Below are 18,800 nucleotides of genomic sequence, written 5' to 3' on the forward strand. Positions count from 1 at the left end.
TGGTTGCATGACGTTCGGTGAGCCTGCGGGGTTTCCGCCGCCGTGCCCGCTTCGTCCTGCCTGTCATGTTGACCTGCCGGACCACGCACTGCATACCGTTGGGCCAAGCGACGCGACACCGGAGGGGGAATCGGGCGCGCCGCATGGCCAGGGAGGATATGCATGGCAGGGCTGCTCGCTCTATCCAGGACGATCGACCGCATCAACGAGTTCATCGGCCGCTGGGTCTCCTGGCTGATCCTGCTCGCGATCCTGGTGAGCGCCGGCAATGCCGTCATCCGTAAGGTGTTCGACACGTCCTCCAACGCGTGGCTGGAGTTGCAGTGGTACCTGTTCGGCGGCGCCTTCATGCTGGCCGCCGCCTACACGCTGAAGCAGAACGACCATATCCGCATCGACATTGTCTACGGCATGCTCTCGCGGCGCGCGCAGCACTGGATCGACCTGCTCGGCCACCTGTTCTTCCTGATGCCATTCGTGGTTCTGATGGTGATCTATTTCGTGCCCTATGTGTCGCTGTCCTTCCGCAGCGGCGAGATGTCGACCAATGCCGGCGGGCTGATCGTGTGGCCGGCCAAGGCCATCCTTCTGGTCGGTTTCTTCCTGCTCGCGCTGCAAGGGGTTTCCGAGATCATCAAGAAGATCGCCATCATGCGCGGCGACATGGACGATCCCAATCCCTTCGTGTCGGCGCATGACCAGGCCAAGCTCGAGGCGGAAGCGCTGGCCGAAGAGGCCAAGGCGATCGCGGGCGAGGTCCGTCCGTGATCGAATTCATCGCGCAGAACATGGCGCCGATCATGTTCGCTTCGCTGGTCATCTTTCTTTTGATCGGCTATCCCGTCGCCTTCTCGCTCGCCGCCAACGGCTTGCTGTTCTTCTTCATCGGCGTGCTGGTCTCGCCCTATTCAGGCGGGTCGATCAACCTTGCCTGGCCGCTGCTGCATGCGCTGCCAGACAATTTCTACGGCACCAGGGTGATGTCCAACGACACGCTGCTGGCGATACCCTTCTTCACCTTCATGGGCATCGTGCTCGAACGGTCCGGCATGGCCGAGGACCTGCTCGACACGATCGGCCAGCTGTTCGGGCCGATCCGCGGCGGCCTTGCCTATGCGGTGGTCTTTGTCGGCGCGCTGCTTGCCGCCACGACCGGCGTGGTCGCCGCTTCCGTCATCGCCATGGGGCTGATCTCGCTGCCGATCATGCTGCGCTACGGCTATGACCGCCGCGTGGCCTCCGGCGTCATCGCAGCCTCCGGCACGCTCGCCCAGATCATTCCGCCGTCGCTGGTGCTGATCGTGCTCGCCGACCAGCTGGGACGCTCGGTCGGCGACATGTACGCCGGCGCGTTGATCCCTGGCCTCGTGCTGACCGGCATCTACGTGCTCTACATCCTGATCATGTCGATCGTCCGGCCGAACTCGATGCCGGCGCTGCCGCTCGAAGCCCGTACCCTCGGTCACGGCGTGATATCTCTGCTGGTGGCACTTGTGGTGACGGGCGCGATTTCCTACGCAGCCTATCGCTACCTTGCGCCAAACCACGGCGAAAATGCCGATATCCTGGGCTTCGCCGTCGGCGTCATCGTCATCTATGTCGTCGCCATCGCGGACCAGCGGCTGGGACTCAACCTCATGTCCAAGCTGGCGCAGCAGGTGGTGATCGTGCTGATCCCGCCGCTGGCGCTGATCTTCCTGGTGCTGGGCACGATCTTCCTCGGCATCGCCACGCCGACCGAAGGCGGCGCCATGGGCGCCGTCGGCGCGCTCATCATGGCGGCGATGAAGGGCCGCCTGACGAGGGACGTCGTCAATCAGGCTCTGGCCTCGACGACCCGGCTTTCCGCCTTCGTGCTGTTCATCCTGATCGGCGCGCGCGTCTTCTCGCTCACCTTCTACGGCGTCAACGGCCATATCTGGGTCGAGCATCTGCTGACCTCGCTGCCGGGCGGCGAGACCGGCTTCCTGATCGGCGTCAACATCCTGGTCTTCGTGCTCGCCTTCTTCCTCGATTTCTTCGAGCTCGCCTTCATCATCGTGCCGCTCTTGGCGCCGGCGGCGGACAAGCTCGGCATCGACCTGATCTGGTTCGGCGTGCTGCTCGGTGTCAACATGCAGACGAGCTTCATGCATCCGCCCTTCGGCTTCGCGCTGTTCTATCTGCGTTCGGTGGCGGCCCGCGTGCCATACCTCGACAGGATCACCGGCAAGCAGGTCGCGCCGGTTACCACCGGCCAGATCTATTGGGGCGCCGTGCCGTTCGTCCTGATCCAGGTGATCATGATCGGGCTCACCATCGCCTTCCCGCAGATGGTCATGCGCTATAAAGGCCCCGCGGTGGAGCCTAGCACCATCGACCTCAAACTGCCCGACATGCCTTCGCTGTCGCCGCTCGGCACGCCGCCGGCGGACAATGGCGCGGCGCCGGCCAAGGGCGGTGCGCCGGCGGCGCCCAGCACGCCCGACCTGTCACAGCCGCCGAGCTTCGGCGACGCGCCGGCCAAGCCGGCCCCCGCGCCCGATCTCTCGCAGCCGCCCAAATTCAATTGAGGTTATCGCCATGAGAGCCATACGGTTGGAGGCAGTGGGCAGCATAGGGTTGCGAGAGGTCCCCAAACCCGTTCCCGGGCCGGAAGACGTTCTCGTGCGCATCGAGGCCTGCGGCGTCTGCGGCACCGACCGGCACCTTTTCCATGGCGAATTTCCCTGCATGCCGCCGGTGACGCTCGGCCATGAGTTCTCCGGCATCGTCGAAGCCGTCGGCGAGGCGGTGTCAGGCATTGCCGTCGGCGACCGCGTCACCGGCGATCCCAACATCGCCTGCGGGCGCTGCGCCCACTGCCATGCCGGCCGCGTCAATCTCTGCAGCAATCTGAGCGCCATCGGCATCCATCGCGACGGCGGCTTTGCCGACTATGTGCTGATGCCGCAGAAGCAGGCTTTTCGGCTGCCGGCAAATCTCAAGCCGACGCATGGCGCCTTCTGCGAGCCGCTGGCCTGCTGCCTGCACGGCATCGACCTTGCCGCGATCCGGCCGGGTTCGTCGGTGGCGGTGCTCGGCGGCGGCGTCATCGGCCTGCTTGTCGTGCAACTGGCGAAGTTGGCGGGCGCAACGACCGTCATCCTGTCGACAAGACAGGCCTCGCGACGCGCGCTTGCCGAGGAACTTGGCGCGACCGCGACGATCGATCCAAGCGCCAGCGATCCAATCGCGGCCATCGCCGGACCGACCGGCCTGGCGCCCGGCGGCGTCGACGTGGTGCTGGAATGCGCCGGCGTGCGCGACACGGTGGAGCAGTCGCTGCGGATGGCTCGTGCCGGCGGCACGGTCGTCATCGTCGGCGTCGTGCCGCAGGGCATGAAGGTGGAGATCGAGCCGTTCGATCTGCTGTTCAGGGAATTGAAAGTGCTGGGTTCCTTCCTCAACCCGTTCACGCACGGACGGGCGGCTCAGCTGATCGCCTCCGGCGCGATCGAGATCGACCGATTGATCTCGAGGCAGGTCAGCCTGGGGGAAGCGCCCCAGGTCATCGCCAGCCCGCCGGCGCCGGGCGAGGTCAAGGTGCTGGTGATGCCGGGCCGAGGTTAAGACCTTCCATCGTTTGTGCCCCCAGCGCCTCTCTCCAGGGGGAATTTCTAAACTGCCGAAGCCGGCGCCGCCCCTCGTCCCCTGCCGGGACCTTGTCCCCGTATAGTGACGGGGACAAGGGACTGGGCCTACAGCTTGCCGTTGCGCTGCTGCACCATCATGAAGGTGTCGTAATTGTATTCGGCGACCTGGGCCCAGAGATAGTGCTCCTTGCGGAAGGCCTTGATCGATTCCCAGATCTTCTTGAACGGCGCGTTGTTGGATTCCATCTCGGCGTAGACCTCGTTGGCCTTCTCGAAGCAGGCGGCCATGATCTCCTGGCTGAACGGCCTGAGCTTGGCGCCGCCAGCCACCAGCCGCCGCACCGCCGGCGGATTCACATAGTCGTATTTCTGCAGCATGTTGGCATCCGCGGCCTGCGCCGCGGTGCGCACCAGCGATTTGTAAGTCGGGGAGAGTTCTTCGTATTTTGCCTTGTTGAAGAGCAGGTGGACGGTCGGGCCGCCTTCCCACCAGCCGGGATAGTAGTAATAGGGCGCGACCTTGTAGAAGCCGAGCTTCTCGTCGTCATAGGGGCCGACCCATTCGGCTGCGTCGATGGTGCCCTTTTCCAGTGCCGGGTAGATGTCGCCGCCGGCGATCTGCTGCGGCACCACGCCGAGCTTCTCGACGACCTTGCCGGCAAAGCCGCCGATGCGCATCTTGAGGCCCGACAGATCGGCGACGCTGTTGATTTCCTTGCGGAACCAGCCGCCCATCTGGACGCCGGTGTTGCCGCCCGGCAGGCCGAACAACCCTTGCGCCCCAAGGAATTCGTTGAACAGGTCGATGCCGCCGCCATGATAGTGCCAGGCATTCATGCCGCGCGCGTTGAGCGAGAACGGCACGGCGGCGCCGAGCGCCCAGGTAGGATCCTTGCCCCAGTAATAATAGGCGACCGTATGCGCCGCTTCGACGGTGCCAGCGGCGGCGGCGTCGGCGGCCTGCAGGCCGGGCACCAGCTCGCCCGAAGCGAAGACCTGGATCTGGAAATTGCCGTCGGTCGCCTCAGACAGCATCTTGGAGAAGACTTCAGCGCCGCCATAGATCGTGTCGAGCGACTTCGGGAAGGATGACGCAAGCCGCCAGGTCACTTTCGGGTTGGACTGCGCAATGGCCGGCGTGGCAAGTGCCGCGGCCGCGGCGGCGGCGCCCACGCCGGACGCGCCGGCCTTGCGAATGAATGAACGACGATCCATTAAGTTTCCTCCCTTGCGGATCAGCTGACCGATGCGAGGGCATCCTCGGTGCCCTGATCGGTTGGGGGAGAAACATACACAGGCAAGAAGTCGAGTCCAGCGCCGCGGGCCGAGGTTGCCGCCATTCCGCAACCGCCTGCAACTATAGTCTAACGTTCTCTCCACTGGCCTATGCAAGGCAGCCAAACTTGCCATGGAAAAGCCGCGACGGATCGCTTATTTTATAGGCAGAACAATTCCTTGGCCTGATGGAAACCAAACCCAAAATGCAGCAGCCGCTCGTCGCCGTCTCGACCGACGTCCGCCAGTTCGACAATTACACCTGGCACGCAGCCCCCCAGCAATATCTGGAAGCGGCCGTCGCGGGCGCCGGCGTGTTCCCCTTGCTGGTGCCGTCCTTCGGCGATCGGCTCGACCTCGATGAATTGCTGTCGTCGGTCGACGGCGTCATGGTGACGGGCTCGAAGTCCAATGTGCATCCTTCGCTCTATGGCGGGGACCCGAGCGAGGCCAACGGTCCTTACGATCCGGCGCGCGATGCCACCACGCTGCCGCTGATCCGCAAGGCACTCGAGCGCGGCGTGCCGCTTTTAGCCATCTGCCGCGGCATCCAGGAGCTGAACGTCGCGCTCGGCGGCACGCTGGGCACCGAGATCCAGGAGCGCGAGGGCTCGCTCGACCACCGCGCGCCGGTGAGCGACAATCAGGACGAGCGCTTCGGCATCCACCAGACGATTTCGATCAAGCCCGGAAGCTGCCTTGCCGGCGTGTTCGGCGCCGGTGAAATCAAGGTGAATTCCCTGCATCGCCAGGCGATCGACCTGCTGGGCCCCAGGCTCCAGGTCGAGGCTTTGGCTAGCGACGGCACGATCGAAGCAGTCTCCGTCAGGGATGCCCGCGCCTTCGCGGTCGGAGTGCAATGGCATCCCGAATATTGGGTGAAGTCGGACAGCAATTCCGACAAGATCTTCCGCGCATTCGGCGATGCGGTACGCCTGCATGCGGCAGCAAGGGCAGGCGCCCGCGCCGCAGCAGAATAGAGATAGCGGCGCCTCAAGCGCCGCCTTCCACCATTCAGATCAGAACTTGTAGCTGAAGCCGACGCGCACGGCGTTTGTAGTCACATGCGTCGGGTACAGGAAGCTGCTATCGGTTGCCGGATTGTCGGTGAATTTGCCGAAATCGCTGTAGCGATACTCGACGCGCGTCGTCCAGTTCGGTGCGAATGCATATTCGACGCCAGCGCCCACCGTCCACCCGGCCTTGGTGTTGGATGAGCTGTCAGTCGTTCCGCCATCATCATATTTGGTGTCGAAGTGAGCGACGGCGAGACCGCCCGTGGCGTAAAGGAGGGCCGGCCCCATCGCATAGCCAAGGCGCGCTCGCAGCGACCCCTGCACGTCGATCCTGGTCTTGATGTTGCCTGCAAAGGCCGAATCCACCGAGCCGCTCATTCCCGAGGCTTCGATGTCGGCTTCGGCGCCAAGAACGAATTGATCGTAAGCCTGGTTGTAGCCGATATGAATACCGCCGAGGACGCCGTTGCTGTTCCAGGAGTCGGCCCAGTCGGAAGCGCCAGTGGCTATCGAGGAATCGTGACTATCGACTTTTCCCCAGCCATAGCCGAGTTGAACACCGGCATAGAAACCGCTCCACTCATAAGCTGCCGGAGCAGCAGGAGAAAGCACGTCGGCGGCGAAAGCGCTGGCCGGAAACAAGGCGATAATGGTCGAAGCGAGAAGAAAGGACTTCATTTAAGCACCCCAAAGCCACGACGAACTTATTCCACTTTGGTTGCATTGCAAGACAGGCAAGCACATCTGGGATGCTTTCCTATCCGAAGTTGCAAAAAGACCACGCCTTGGGATTACCGACCGTCACCTGTCAGCGCCAGAAGCGGCGCGGCCGGCGCGTAGGATTCATAACCGTCGCCATCGGCAACGCCGAAGGCGACGATCGGATCGATGCCGTTCTCGCTGAAGGCGACCGAGCCGTCGGTCTGTTCGCGCCAGAATTTCGCGTGCTCGATGCCAGGCATCAGCTTGCGGCAGTTCGGGGCGACGGAAAGCAACGACAGACCGTCCGAGACTTCGGCGCCGCGGTGGATGGCGCAGGCCGCCTCATCGCCATTGGCGGTCAGCCGGTAAGTGTTTGTCGGGGCGACTTCCGTGGCCACGCTTTGGCCGTTGCCGCCATGCAGGAACTGAACGCCCCCGAACAACACGACCGACGCCACCAAGCCAACGAACAGCTTCACCCTGTCTCTCCGCACATAACCAGATATGCAGAATCATTCCAAAGGGTTAAGTGGGCGTTAATAGATGTCGCGACCTATGCGGATTGGTGCAATTCCAGGTCGGGTTTCCGTCTGGAATTGCACCAAAACAAAGAGATAGGCGTTCGCCGTTTCCATGAAACGGCGAAACGCTTCAGACGCGCGCCTTGACGTTGAGCGTCTCAGGCACCGACGTCAGCGGCCGGCGCTCGGTGAACCAGGCGACGAGATTGTCGACGCACAGATCGGCCATGGCGCGGCGGGTGTGGTCCGACGCCGAGCCGACATGCGGCAGAAGCGAGGTGTTGGGAGCGTCGAGCAGAGCCTGCGGCACGTTCGGCTCATCGGCAAAGACGTCGAGCCCGGCGGCCGCGATGGTGCCGCTCTCGAGGGCGGCGGCCAGCGCAGCCTCGTCCACCGTCGAGCCGCGGCCGATGTTGACCAAGACGCCGTCCGAACCCAGCGCCGACAGGATCACGGCATTGATCGCTTTCTCCGTGGCGGCCCCGCCCGGGGCAATGCAGATCAGCGTGTCGACGGCTTCGGCGAGGCCTTTCAGCGTGGCATGATATTCGTAAGGCAGGCCTTCGACCTTGCGGCGGTTGTGGTAAGCGATCGGCAGGCCGAAGGCTTCAAGGCGACGGGCGACGGCACGGCCGATGCGGCCCATGCCGAAAATGCCAATGCTGCGGCCGCGCAAGGTAAGCCGGCTCAGGCGATAATTGCCCTTCTCCACCCAGTCGCCATCGCGCAGCCATTTCTCCGCGGCGTAGAGCTCGCGCACGGTGTTGATCAAAAGGCCGATGGCGGTGTCGGCGACCTCCTCGGTCAAGACGTCGGGCGTGTTGGTGACCATGACGCCGCGCTTGGCCGCGTGATTGGCGTCGACCGAATCATAGCCGACGCCGAAGCTGGCGATTATCTCGAGATCGGGCAGCGCGTCGATCATCGCCGCGTCGATGCCTGCATAGGAGGCGATGCCACGCACCGTGGCGCGCATCTCGTCCGTCACCAGCCCAGGGTCGGCGCGTTCGATCCGCACAAGCTTGAACGCCTTGTCGATGCGGCCAACGGCATGGTCGTTGAAATCGCCCGGCACCAGGATGGCGACCGGCAATTTTCCTTCGGCCTTGGTCATGCACGCTCCACCGGCTTGCCGGTCGACTGCCGCACGTGCAATTCCGGCTTGATCAGCTCCTGCGAGGGCCGCACCGCCTGCCCGTTCAATTTGTCGAGCAAGGCGCTCGCGGCGCGGCGGCCGACCTCGCGCTGACCGTTCCAGACCGTGGTCAGGGCCGGCGTCGCGATCGCCGCCTCCTCGAGATCATCATAGCCGGTCACGGAGATATCGACGCCCGGCACAAGGCCGGCGCGCGCGATGCCGTTCATCAGCCCGATCGCGACCAGATCATTCCAGCAGCAGGCGGCGGTGGGCCTGTCCTTCAGCGCCAGAAACTGTCCCGCGGCCTCGAAACCCGCCTGCTTGGTGCGCGGCCCGGGAATGCGCCAGGACGGCTTCACCTCCAGGCCGGCCGCCTCCATCGCGTTGAGATAGCCCTGGTAGCGGTCGCGGCCGGTCGAGGTCTGGTCGGTGCCGCCGACCATGGCGATGCGCTTGTGGCCGAGCGAGATCAGATGATTGGTGGCCAGTGCGGTGCCATAGGCATCGTCGCCGCGGAACACCGGCACGTCGGCGCCGGCGACGGTGCGCGCGATCAGCACCGCCGGCAAGCCGTTTTCCTCGGCCATGATGATATCCTCGGCCGGCGTGCCGATGGCCGGCGACATGATGACGCCGTCGGCGCCGAGCTGCAGCAGCGTGTCGATGAAGGTGCGCTGCTTCTCCAACTGGTCGTAGTGGTTGGACAGGATGAAGGTCTGGCGGCTGCGATCGAGCTCGCTTTCGATCGAGCGCAGGATCTCGGCGAAGAACGGATTCATGATGTCGTGCACGACGACGCCGACGATGCCGGAGCGCGATGTGCGCAGCGAGGCGGCTCGGCGGTTGTAGATATAGCCGATGGCGCGGGCGTGCTCCTTGATGCGCTCGCGCGTGGCGCCGGCAACCAGCGGGCTGTCGCGCAGCGCCAGCGATACCGTTGCCGTGGAGACGCCGAGCGCATCCGCGATCGTCGAAAGCTTGATCTTCTGTGCCAGTGCCCTTCGCTCCCCAGGGTCCTTGGATTCAAAATCTTTAAATTTTTTAAAACGGCCTTATGCCACCGGATTCGGCGTAAATCAAAGTTTTTTCGCCAGCGCCTCGGCTTCGGTGTCGAGCGAGGCGGAGTTGCGGACGCGAAGCCGGTGCTCGCGGTGGATGATGTAGAGGCCGCTGGCAACGATGATGGCAGCACCCAGCAACGTCCAGCGATCGGGGAACTGGTGGAAGATCAGCCAGCCGGAAATGATCATCCACACCATCTGCGAATAGGGATAGGGCGCGAGCTGCGTCGTGGTCGCCAGACGATAGGCCCGGACCAGCAAATAGTGGCCGCCGGCGCCGAAGACGCCCAGCATCAGGACGATGAGCCATTGAAAGCCGCCGTGCGGCAGCGCAGGCGAGAAGGCAAGCATCGGAGCCAGCAGCACCGACGGCGCCAGCGCCGAGAACAGGATCAGGCTTTCCGACGTTTCCGTCGCCGACATGCGCCGCGTCATGATGACGTAGAAACTGTTCGACAGCATCGAGCAGAGCGCGAATAGATGGCCGATGCCGAACACGCCCACGCCGGGCCGGGTGATGATCAGAACACCGACAAAGCCGGTGAGGATCGCCAGCCAGCGCCGCCAGCCCGCCCATTCGCCGAGCAGCGGCCCGGCAAGCGCGGTGATGACCATCGGGCCGAAGAAATAGATCGACGTGGTCTCCGCCAGCTGCAGCGTCTTGAGCGCCAGGATGTTGAACATGGTCGAGCCGAAAAGCATGCATCCGCGCAAGATATGCGCCGGCAGGTTGTTGGCGCGAAAACGTGCCGGCTCGCGCCAGCCGCGCAGGAAAAGGCCGACCAACAGCACATGCACGGTGAAACGGGTCCAGGCGACGATCAGCGCCGAGACGCCGGCCAGCACCAGGTATTTGCTGGAGGTGTCGAGAAAGGTGAAGCAGACATAGACGCAAAGCATCAAAAGCATCGCCGCGGGCGGCGTTGCGCTGTCGTCTTGGGTTCGGGAAACAGACAAATTCAGGCCGAAAGGAAAACAAAGGCGGAAGCCCACCTTTGCGGCAATCAAAGCCTGCCGGCAAGGCAATTGTCCGACGTGGCCGGACCAAAAGCGGCCACTGCAACAACGCCTCCGGCGTTCAGCCGTGCATGCGGGCGCCCTTGGTTATCTTGTCGACTAGCTTTTTGTCGCCGCGCAAGGCGATGCCGACGATCCTGGCATCGTCCGGCGCGAATTCGGCGAAGACGGCGCGATTGGCGACATCATGGCCGGTCGAAAACATCTCCTCGACATAGGCGGACGTCGTCACGCCGCGCTCCAATGCCCGGCTATGGATCGTGCCCAGCGTCGCCGCATCGGCCGAGAGGACGATGACCGGCTGGATCGACATCGGGTTGTAGAGGTTGCCGGCGCGGTCACGGTAGGCCTCGCCGATGATTTCGGGGAACTGCGCGACGATGCCGCTGGTCAGGAACGCGGTGACGTTGAGCTTCTGCCACACCGGCAGGTCCTCTCTCAGGACAATTGCAATTTTCGTATCGAACACCAAGATTGAGACTCCGAGACGGCCCGTGACGGGCGGGAAAGGCGATGGCGCAGGCTCTAGGCGAAGAAGCGAAAGCAGGTCTTGAACGTTCGTGCGCGGATGCGGCCAACGGCGATCGCATCGTTTCGGCGCCGGGCGGCTCGGGCCTCGAACGCATCGAGGCGCGCTTCCACGGCAATGCCTTCGAGCTGCACCGGCACGACACCTATGCCATTGGCGTGACGTTACACGGCGTGCAGCGCTTCCATTATCGCGGCGCGCTGCAACACAGCCTGCCGGGCCAGGCGATCGTGCTGCACCCGGACGAATTGCACGATGGCGGCGCCGGAACGGAAGACGGCCTGCGCTACAGGATCCTGTATCTGGAGCCGTCCCTGCTGCTCGACTGCCTCGGTGGCGAGCCGCTGCCTTTCGTCCGTGACGCCGTGGTCGACGATCCGGCGCTGCGCGACACGCTGTTGTCGGCGCTGGCGCCGCTGGACGAAGCACTCGGCGACCTGTTCGTGGCGGATTTCGTTGCGCAGCTGGCGCAACAGCTGAAACGCCACGCCGGACAGCCGGCAAAGTCGACAGGCAAGACCGCATTCCGTGCCGCCGCGCTTGCCCGCGACTATCTGGAGGAAAATGCCGAGCGGCCGGTGCGCTCCGATGAGCTGGAAGCCGTCACCGGCCTCGACCGTTACGCGCTGTCGCGCCATTTTCGCGCCACCTATTCGACCAGCCCGCATCGCTTCCTGCTGATGCGGAGACTGCAAAGGGCGCGACGGATGATCGCCGAAGGAGAGGCGCTGGCGGAGATCGCCGCTGCCGCCGGCTTCAGCGACCAGAGCCATTTCAACCGGCATTTCAAGAAGGCGTTTGGATTGACGCCAGGGCGCTGGGCGGCGCTGGTAAGCGCGTAAGCGCGATGCGCAGCATCGTCGCTCAACGGCGAGACGTCCGGTGATGGCGCTCAGGCGCGATGCGCAGCATCGTCGCCTTTCCGCTAAGCCGCCGATGCTTGGGTGGTGGGTGGAGCGACGATGCTGCGCATCGCGCTTAGGTCGCTCGAGACGACGCTTGCGCGTCGCTCGTTAATGGGACCGTCTCGCGGTTAAGCGACGACGCTGCGCGTCGCGCTTACGCTTCGTCCAACTCCGCGTCGTCGTCCATAAGCACCAGGTCTTCGTTCGACAGGTTCGCCTCGATACGGGCGAGCAGCTTGAACAGCGCTTTCTGGTCCTTCTTGTCGAGGCCCTTCAGCGCCTGCTTCTCGGTCTTCTTGACCGACTTCTCGATGGCGCGGATGGTTTCGCGGCCGGACTCGGTGAGGAAGATATGGGCCTGCCGGGCATCGGCGTTGGAGGCGCGCTTTTCGAGGAAACCCTGGGCCTGCAGCCGGTTGATGGTCTTGGTGATAGTCGGCGGGCGCACGCCTAGCCGGCCGGCGAGATTGCCTGGGGTCTGGCCGTCCTCGCGGTCGAGCGCCAGCATGATCTGGTCCTGGCCGGCGTAGAAGCCGTGCGCCAGAAGCCGCGCGGCGAGCGCCGTGCGCGCCAGCCTTGCCGCCGAATGCAGCCGGCTCATTGTCGCTGTCTTGTCCGCCTTGGCCATGGTCGTTCCCTCTTCGGCCGAACCGGCGCGGGCAAGCATAGAGGCTGTCCGACGGCTGGCAAATGACGATCTAAAGAGTCCGGCTTGCAGAACGCTTTGCCGGCAAGCATTGCGGTGCCCGCGCAGGTGATGCCAGATGTTTATTTCAGTTAGATGACAAACGACTTTTGCGCCGGAGAGATTCACAGCGGACGCTGGTGAAGGCCATTGGGCGCCCGCGCGGCTCCTGAGTTTGGCCCGCCTCGGCCGCCGCTGATCCGCGCTTGGCGCCATCCCGCCTAGAGGCCGGCCTGGTCCATCGGTTTGGCGCGTGCAAAAGCGCGGCACCCATCCTATATGAGGCCGACAATTCAAGATTTTCGAGGCCAAGATTTTCGAGGCAAACCATGAGCGATACACAGACGCAAATCCCCGTAACCGTTCTCACCGGCTATCTCGGCGCGGGCAAGACGACGCTGCTCAACCGCATCCTGTCGGAGAATCACGGCAAGCGCTACGCCGTCATCGTCAACGAGTTCGGCGAGATCGGCATCGACAACGACCTGATCGTCGAATCCGACGAGGAAATCTACGAGATGAACAATGGCTGCGTGTGCTGTACGGTGCGCGGCGACCTGATCCGCGTCGTCGAAGGCCTGATGAAACGGCCTGGCCGCTTCGACGCGATCGTCGTCGAGACCACCGGCCTCGCCGATCCGGTGCCGGTGGCGCAGACCTTCTTCATGGACGACGACGTGCGCACCAAGACCAAGCTCGACGCGGTTGTGGCGCTGGTCGACGCCAAGCACCTGCCGCTGCGCTTGAAGGATTCCAAGGAGGCCGAGGACCAGATCGCCTTCGCCGACGTGGTGGTGCTGAACAAGACCGACCTCGTCACGCCCGAAGAGCTGGAAAAGGTCGAAGCGACGATCCGCGCCATCAACCCGGCGGCCAGGATCCATCGCACCCAGCGCTCCGGCGTGGCGCTTAGCGAAGTGCTCGACCGCGGCGCCTTCGACCTGTCGCGCGCGCTGGAGAACGATCCGCACTTCCTCGACGCGGACGACCACGATCACGACCATGAATGCGGGCCGGACTGCGACCACGACCATCATCATCATGACGGCCACGATCATCACCATCACCACCATGCCTCCGACATCCACGACGTGACGGTGAAGTCGGTGTCGCTGCGCGGCGGCGAGATGGACCCGAAGAAATTCTTCCCCTGGATCGAGAAAGTGACCCAGATGGAAGGGCCTAACATCCTGCGGCTGAAGGGCATCATCGCGCTGAAGGGCGACGAGGACCGCTATGTGCTGCAAGGCGTGCACATGATCCTCGAGGGCGATCACCAGCGCGCATGGAAGGACGGCGAGAAACACGAAAGCCGGCTGGTCTTCATCGGCCGCGATCTCGACGCCGAGCGGTTGCGCAAGAGTTTTGAAGCCTGCCAAGCGGCTTGATTTCCTGACTTTCAGGCGCTAGCGCTGCCCCTTCGTCCTTCTCTCCTTGTGGGAGAAGGTGGCCTCGCGAAGCGAGGTCGGATGAGGGTGCTCCAGCTTGGCAGCGACGGCGATCCGTCACCCACTCCTCATCCGTCTTGGCGCTACGCGCCAATCCACCTTCTCCCACAAGGGGAGAAGGTGGAGCCACACCCAGCCGCGCTGGCTATTCTCGAACGGACCGCTTGCATGCCCACAGTCGCCCCGCTTGATCTCGAAGGCCATTGCGTTGCGGCCGTGTTCCTCAACGACGTGCCGCATTTCGCTTTGGCCGACGGCGCGATCCATCGGTTGGACAATGGACAAAAGACGGTGCAGGCCAATGACGGCCTGCTTGCCACCTTCCACGACGCGGCCAACGACCGGCTGATCACCGGCGGCGAGGACGGCAAGGTGTTTGCCGTGAAGGCCGGTGGCGAGGTGGACGAACTGGCCAGCGCCGGCAAAAAGTGGATCACCAGCGTCGCCTCGGGGCCGCAGGGCGCTATCGCCTATGCCTCGGGCAAGACCGCCTTCGTGCGTTTCGCCGACGGCAAGATCAAGGAATTTAACCATCCGCGCTCGGTAGAGGGGCTCGCCTTCTCGCCCAAGGGCATGCGTTTCGGCGTCGCCCGCTACAATGGCGCGACGCTGCATTTCCCGGCCGCCGAGGGCAAGCCGGTGGAGCTCGAATGGGCGGGCGCCCATACCGGCATCATCTTTTCGCCGGACGGCGCCTTCCTCGTCACCACCATGCAGGAAAACGCGCTGCATGGCTGGAAGCTTGCCGACGGCAAGCACATGCGCATGAGCGGCTATCCGGGCAAGGTGAAAAGCCTGTCCTGGAGCGTGAAGGGCAAATGGCTGGCGAGCTCGGGCGCGCCGGCGGCGATCGTCTGGCCCTTCGCCAGCAAAGACGGGCCGATGGGCAAGGCGCCGCTGGAGCTCGGCACGCGCGGCAACACCATGGTGACATGCGTTGCCTGCCATCCGAGCCAGGATGTCGTGGCGATCGGCTACGAAGACGGCATGGTGATCGCGGCGCGCTTCGCCGACGCCAAGGAAGTGCTGCTGCGCCGCCCCGGCAAGGGCGCCATCACCTCCATGATGTGGGACAAGGAAGAGCGCCGCATCGTGTTCGGCAGCGCGACCGGCGATTGCGGCGTGATCGATATCGCTGCGTAGGCAGTAGGGAATAGCTTAGGGACGACGGCACCTACTGCCTACTGCCTACTGCCTACTGCCTACTGCCTACTGCCTACTGCCTACTGCCTGAGGGGGCTTCATGCATTCAATCGACCAAACTTCCATCGGCGGCATCGACGTCGCCCGCATCGCCGAATTGCGCGAGACAGAGGCGGCCGCCTTCCGTAAGGCACGGCCGAAATCCGAGGCGAAGCTGGGCAACGGCATCGCCGGTTTCCTCGGCGGCGTGCCGATGCACTGGATGACCGACTGGCCGACGCCGTTCCCGATCCTGGTCGACGGCGCGAAAGGCGCCACCATCACCGACATCGACGGCAACAAGCTCGACGATTTCTGCCTTGGCGACACCGGTTCGATGCTCGGCCATTCGCCGCCGGCGGTCGCCCGCGCCATCCGCCGGCAGTCCGGGCGCGGGCTGACCTATATGCTGCCCAGCGAGGATGCGCTGGCGATTGGCGCGCTGCTGCAGCAGCGCTTCGGCCTGCCCTACTGGCAGATCGCCACGACCGCCACCGACGCCAATCGCTTCGCGCTGCGCGTCGCCCGTGCCGTGACCGGGCGCGAAAAGATCCTGGTCTTCAACGGCTGCTATCACGGCTCGGTCGACGAGACGATGGTGCGGCTGATCGACGGCAAGCCTGTGAACCGGCCGGGCCTGGCCGGCGAATTCCGCGACCTGCCACGGGCAACGAGGGTTGTCGAATTCAACGATGTTGCCGCACTGGAAGCAGCGCTGGCTGACCGCGACGTCGCCTGCGTCATCGCCGAGCCGGTGCTGACCAATTCCTGCATGGTGCTGCCGGAACCCGGCTTTCACGACGCGCTGCGACGTTTGACCCGCGATGCCGGCACGCTGCTTTTGATCGACGAGACGCACACGATTTCGACCGGCCCCGGCGGCTACACGCGCAAGCACGGGCTAGAGCCGGACCTGTTCGTGCTCGGCAAGCCGGTAGCGGGCGGCGTGCCGGCGAGCATCTGGGGCATGAGCGAGGAGGCCGCCACGCGCTACGGCGCCTACAACCGGGTGAAGGAGCCCGGCTATTCCGGCATGGGCACGACGCTGTCGGCGAACCCGCTGCAATTCGCGGCGATGCGGGCGACGTTGGAAGAGGTGATGACCGAGGAGGCCTATGCGCATATGGACCGGCTGGCGCGCCGCCTCGACGCCGGGCTGACCTCCGTTATCGCGCGCAACAAGCTGCGCTGGCATGTCGCGCGTATCGGCGCCCGCGTCGAGTTCATCTGCGCGCCCGGGCCGCTGCACAATGGCGGCGAGGCGGAAAAGGCGCATGCGCCTGAGTTGGAGGCCGCAATCCATGTGGCGCTGGTCAATCGCGGCGTGCTGATCGCGCCGTTCCACAACATGATGCTTATCTCGCCGGCAACGACTTCAGCGCAAGTGAGCCGGCTGATCGCCGCCTTCGCCGCGGTTGCGGCAAGGCTTACGGCGTGAGAAAAGCGGCGATGGACAATCCGAACGCCGTAACAACTTCGCCCTCCGGCTCGACGCCCGCCGAGGCGAAGGCCTTTCTCGACGCGCATCCCGAGATCGAGGCTTTCGACATCGTGCTTACCGACGCCAACGGCATCGGTCGCGGCAAGATCGTGCGCCGGCACGAGCTGATGGGCATTTTCGAGAGCGGCCGGCATCTTCCGATCTCGATCCTCGGCCTCGACATCACCGGCGAGGACGTGCACGAAACCGGGCTGGTCTGGGACACCGGCGACGGAGACCTGCGCGCATGGCCGATCCCAGGCACGTTGGCGCCGCTCTTCGGCACCAAACCGCCGCGCGGCCAGGTGCTGATGTCGATGCACCACCTCGACGGCGAGCCGATGACCTCAGACCCACGGCTGGTGCTGGCAAGGCAGGTGGAACTGCTGGCGGCACGCGGCCTGCATCCGGCCGGCGCCTTCGAACTCGAATTTTTTCTCCTTGCCAACGAACGCGACGCGGACGGCAAGGTGCAAGCCGCCCGCGCGGTGCTCGACGGCCGCCGTTCGGCCAAGACCGAGGTCTATTCGGTCGACCATCTGCATGGCATGGAGCCGCTGTTTTCCGACATCTACGCGGCCGCCAAGGCGCAAGGCATTCCGACCGAGACGGTAATCTCCGAGTACGCGCCCGGCCAGTACGAGCTGACGCTCAACTACCGCAAGGACGTGATGCGGGCGGCCGACGACCTCGTCATGCTGAAGCGGCTGGTCAGGGCACAGGCGCGCCGGCACGGCGTTACTGCCTGCTTCATGGCCAAGCCGATCGAGGCCTATGCCGGCTCGGGCATGCATTTCCATGTCTCGCTGCAGGACGATGCGGGCCGGAACGTCTTCACAGAGGCCGCCGGTGAAAAGTGGTCGCCAACACTGCTCAATGCGCTTGGCGGCCTCATCCACACCATGGCGGAATCGATGCTGGTGTTTGCCCCGCATGCCAATTCATGGCGGCGCTTCGTCGCTCAATCCTACGCGCCGGTGGCGCCGACATGGGGCGTCAACAACCGCTCGGTGGCGCTGCGCGTGCCGGCGGGCGACGCCAAGAACCGCCGCATCGAGCACCGGCCGTCGGGCGTCGACGCCAATCCCTACCTGATCGCCGCAACGGTGCTGGCCGGCATCGTCAAAGGCCTGGATGAGGGTCTGGACCCCGGCCCCGAGACGACCGGGAATGGCTACGAGCAGGCCCCGGAGAAGTCGACCATGCCGGCCGACTGGCGCGCCGCGATCGAGGCGGCCAGGGGCTCCGATTTCCTGAAATCAGCGCTCGGCGCCGACCTGCATCGCACCTTCGTGGCGATCAAGCAGGCGGAATATCTGCGTGTCGCCCGCACCGTCAGCGAGCTGGATTATCATCTCTATCTGCACGAGGTGTGAGCGCAGGGCCTGACAGGCGCGGCGATCGCGCTTTGGCGACGGCAGGAGATGCCGAAGAAATATTGGCGGAACCTTCCCGTGGCCTCGCTCATTCCAGATTTGATAGCAGGAGCAGACAGAGCCGCGTCAGAGATGATCGCCCGGATGCCAACCACCCCAGCACCGCACCATGCCAAGGTGAAGGTCAAGCATTGGCCGACGCCCGAGCCGGCCGATGTGGTGGCGCCTGAAGCCGAAGACATTCCGGAGTTGCGCGAAGAGGCGAAAGGCTGCCGCCGCTGCCCGCTTTGGCATGACGCAACGCAGACCGTGTTCGGCGAAGGACCAGAAAGCGCGGACGTAGTCTTCGTCGGCGAACAGCCCGGCGATCAGGAGGATCTGGCCGGCAAGCCATTTGTCGGCCCGGCCGGCAGAATATTCGACAGCACCCTGGACGATGCCGAAATCGATCGCCGCAAGGTCTATGTGACCAATGCGGTGAAGCACTTCAAATTCGAACCGCGCGGCAAGAGGCGCATCCATTCGAAGCCCAATGCCGGCGAAATCCAGGCCTGCCGCTGGTGGCTGGACAAGGAGCTCGACCTCGTCAAGCCGAACCTCGTGGTGGCGCTCGGCGCGACGGCGGCGCAGTCGCTGCTCGGCAAGGCCGTGCCGATCACCAAGATGCGCGGCGATGTGATCGAGCGCGAGGATGGCTTGCGCGTGTTTGTGACCATCCACCCCTCCTTCATCCTGCGCATCCGCGATCGGGAGGACAAGGAGGCGGAGAGGGACCGGTTTTTGCAGGATATGCGGAAGGTGAAGGGGCTGATGAGGGCGTGATAGGGTATTGCTAGCCGCTTCTCTTTCGA

18 protein-coding genes are annotated in these 18,800 nt (G+C 64.4%); 10 read left to right on the forward strand and 8 right to left on the reverse strand.

The window, feature by feature from the left end:
• Nucleotides 1-162: 162 nt before the first annotated feature.
• Genes FJ430_RS01690 through FJ430_RS01700 form a run of 3 tightly spaced genes read left to right on the forward strand, consistent with a single transcriptional unit; the run spans nucleotide 163 to nucleotide 3,591 of the window.
• A complete protein-coding gene (locus tag FJ430_RS01690; RefSeq protein WP_140702282.1) occupies nucleotides 163-768 on the forward strand; it encodes a TRAP transporter small permease subunit in 606 nt (201 codons plus the stop codon).
• Nucleotides 768-2,552 (forward strand): TRAP transporter large permease, encoded by a 1,785-nt coding sequence (locus FJ430_RS01695; RefSeq protein WP_140702848.1) that lies wholly within the window; start codon nucleotides 768-770, stop codon nucleotides 2,550-2,552. Before FJ430_RS01690 ends, FJ430_RS01695 begins: the two co-directional genes overlap by 1 nt.
• Before the next feature lie 10 nt (nucleotides 2,553-2,562).
• Nucleotides 2,563-3,591 (forward strand): zinc-dependent alcohol dehydrogenase family protein, encoded by a 1,029-nt coding sequence (locus tag FJ430_RS01700; protein WP_140702280.1) that lies wholly within the window; start codon nucleotides 2,563-2,565, stop codon nucleotides 3,589-3,591.
• A gap of 128 nt (nucleotides 3,592-3,719) precedes the next feature.
• On the opposite strand, the gene FJ430_RS01705 is transcribed toward FJ430_RS01700, so the two are convergent.
• A complete protein-coding gene (locus FJ430_RS01705) occupies nucleotides 3,720-4,829 on the reverse strand; it encodes a TRAP transporter substrate-binding protein (RefSeq protein ID WP_140644711.1) in 1,110 nt (369 codons plus the stop codon).
• A 266-nt stretch (nucleotides 4,830-5,095) separates the two neighbouring features.
• On the opposite strand from FJ430_RS01705, the gene FJ430_RS01710 reads away from it, so the two are divergent.
• Complete coding sequence (locus FJ430_RS01710) at nucleotides 5,096-5,869, forward strand: gamma-glutamyl-gamma-aminobutyrate hydrolase family protein (protein WP_140702278.1); 774 nt, start codon at nucleotides 5,096-5,098, stop codon at nucleotides 5,867-5,869.
• Nucleotides 5,870-5,908: 39 nt separating this feature from the next.
• Here FJ430_RS01710 and FJ430_RS01715 read toward each other — a convergent pair whose 3' ends face one another.
• The 6 genes from FJ430_RS01715 to FJ430_RS01740 form a co-directional block, all read right to left on the reverse strand.
• Nucleotides 5,909-6,547 carry an outer membrane protein gene (locus tag FJ430_RS01715; RefSeq protein ID WP_181175211.1) on the reverse strand — a complete coding sequence of 213 codons (639 nt, stop codon included), beginning with the start codon at nucleotides 6,545-6,547 and terminating at the stop codon, nucleotides 5,909-5,911.
• A 149-nt stretch (nucleotides 6,548-6,696) separates the two neighbouring features.
• Nucleotides 6,697-7,086, reverse strand: coding sequence for a hypothetical protein (locus tag FJ430_RS01720; RefSeq protein ID WP_140702276.1), 390 nt, complete (start codon nucleotides 7,084-7,086; stop codon nucleotides 6,697-6,699).
• A gap of 172 nt (nucleotides 7,087-7,258) precedes the next feature.
• On the reverse strand, nucleotides 7,259-8,242 hold the full coding sequence (locus FJ430_RS01725; RefSeq protein ID WP_140702275.1) for a 2-hydroxyacid dehydrogenase: 984 nt from the start codon (nucleotides 8,240-8,242) through the stop codon (nucleotides 7,259-7,261).
• Nucleotides 8,239-9,261, reverse strand: coding sequence for a LacI family DNA-binding transcriptional regulator (locus FJ430_RS01730; RefSeq protein WP_140644706.1), 1,023 nt, complete (start codon nucleotides 9,259-9,261; stop codon nucleotides 8,239-8,241). The genes FJ430_RS01725 and FJ430_RS01730 overlap by 4 nt, the downstream gene beginning before the upstream one ends.
• Nucleotides 9,262-9,342: 81 nt before the next feature.
• The gene (locus FJ430_RS01735) at nucleotides 9,343-10,227 is read right to left on the reverse strand and encodes a DMT family transporter (RefSeq protein WP_140702846.1); all 885 of its coding nucleotides are present in this window, start codon (nucleotides 10,225-10,227) and stop codon (nucleotides 9,343-9,345) included.
• Between the two features lie 178 nt (nucleotides 10,228-10,405).
• The gene (locus tag FJ430_RS01740) at nucleotides 10,406-10,813 is read right to left on the reverse strand and encodes a DUF2000 family protein (RefSeq protein WP_140702274.1); all 408 of its coding nucleotides are present in this window, start codon (nucleotides 10,811-10,813) and stop codon (nucleotides 10,406-10,408) included.
• Between the two features lie 44 nt (nucleotides 10,814-10,857).
• Between FJ430_RS01740 and FJ430_RS01745 the strand changes: the two genes are divergently transcribed.
• Entirely contained in the window at nucleotides 10,858-11,715 is an 858-nt protein-coding gene (locus FJ430_RS01745; RefSeq protein WP_140702273.1) for an AraC family transcriptional regulator, read from the forward strand.
• 217 nt (nucleotides 11,716-11,932) lie between these two features.
• Here the strand turns inward: FJ430_RS01745 and FJ430_RS01750 are convergent, their stop codons facing one another.
• Nucleotides 11,933-12,406, reverse strand: coding sequence for a MarR family winged helix-turn-helix transcriptional regulator (locus FJ430_RS01750; RefSeq protein WP_040988911.1), 474 nt, complete (start codon nucleotides 12,404-12,406; stop codon nucleotides 11,933-11,935).
• A 386-nt stretch (nucleotides 12,407-12,792) separates the two neighbouring features.
• Here FJ430_RS01750 and FJ430_RS01755 point away from each other — a divergent pair, with 386 nt between their 5' ends.
• The 5 genes from FJ430_RS01755 to FJ430_RS01775 all read left to right on the forward strand — a co-directional run bounded on the left by FJ430_RS01755 (nucleotide 12,793) and on the right by FJ430_RS01775 (nucleotide 18,771).
• On the forward strand, nucleotides 12,793-13,851 hold the full coding sequence (locus FJ430_RS01755; protein ID WP_140644702.1) for a CobW family GTP-binding protein: 1,059 nt from the start codon (nucleotides 12,793-12,795) through the stop codon (nucleotides 13,849-13,851).
• Between the two features lie 228 nt (nucleotides 13,852-14,079).
• Nucleotides 14,080-15,054 (forward strand): WD40 repeat domain-containing protein, encoded by a 975-nt coding sequence (locus FJ430_RS01760; protein ID WP_140702272.1) that lies wholly within the window; start codon nucleotides 14,080-14,082, stop codon nucleotides 15,052-15,054.
• A gap of 100 nt (nucleotides 15,055-15,154) precedes the next feature.
• Nucleotides 15,155-16,531 (forward strand): aspartate aminotransferase family protein, encoded by a 1,377-nt coding sequence (locus FJ430_RS01765; RefSeq protein WP_140702270.1) that lies wholly within the window; start codon nucleotides 15,155-15,157, stop codon nucleotides 16,529-16,531.
• 11 nt (nucleotides 16,532-16,542) lie between these two features.
• Nucleotides 16,543-17,949, forward strand: a complete 1,407-nt coding sequence (locus tag FJ430_RS01770) for a glutamine synthetase family protein (protein ID WP_140702269.1) — start codon at nucleotides 16,543-16,545, stop codon at nucleotides 17,947-17,949.
• 144 nt (nucleotides 17,950-18,093) lie between these two features.
• Nucleotides 18,094-18,771 carry a UdgX family uracil-DNA binding protein gene (locus FJ430_RS01775; protein WP_413467822.1) on the forward strand — a complete coding sequence of 226 codons (678 nt, stop codon included), beginning with the start codon at nucleotides 18,094-18,096 and terminating at the stop codon, nucleotides 18,769-18,771.
• Nucleotides 18,772-18,800 lie beyond the last annotated feature (29 nt).

This window comes from Mesorhizobium sp. B2-8-5 (assembly GCF_006440675.2).
In the GTDB taxonomy this organism is placed as follows: domain Bacteria; phylum Pseudomonadota; class Alphaproteobacteria; order Rhizobiales; family Rhizobiaceae; genus Mesorhizobium.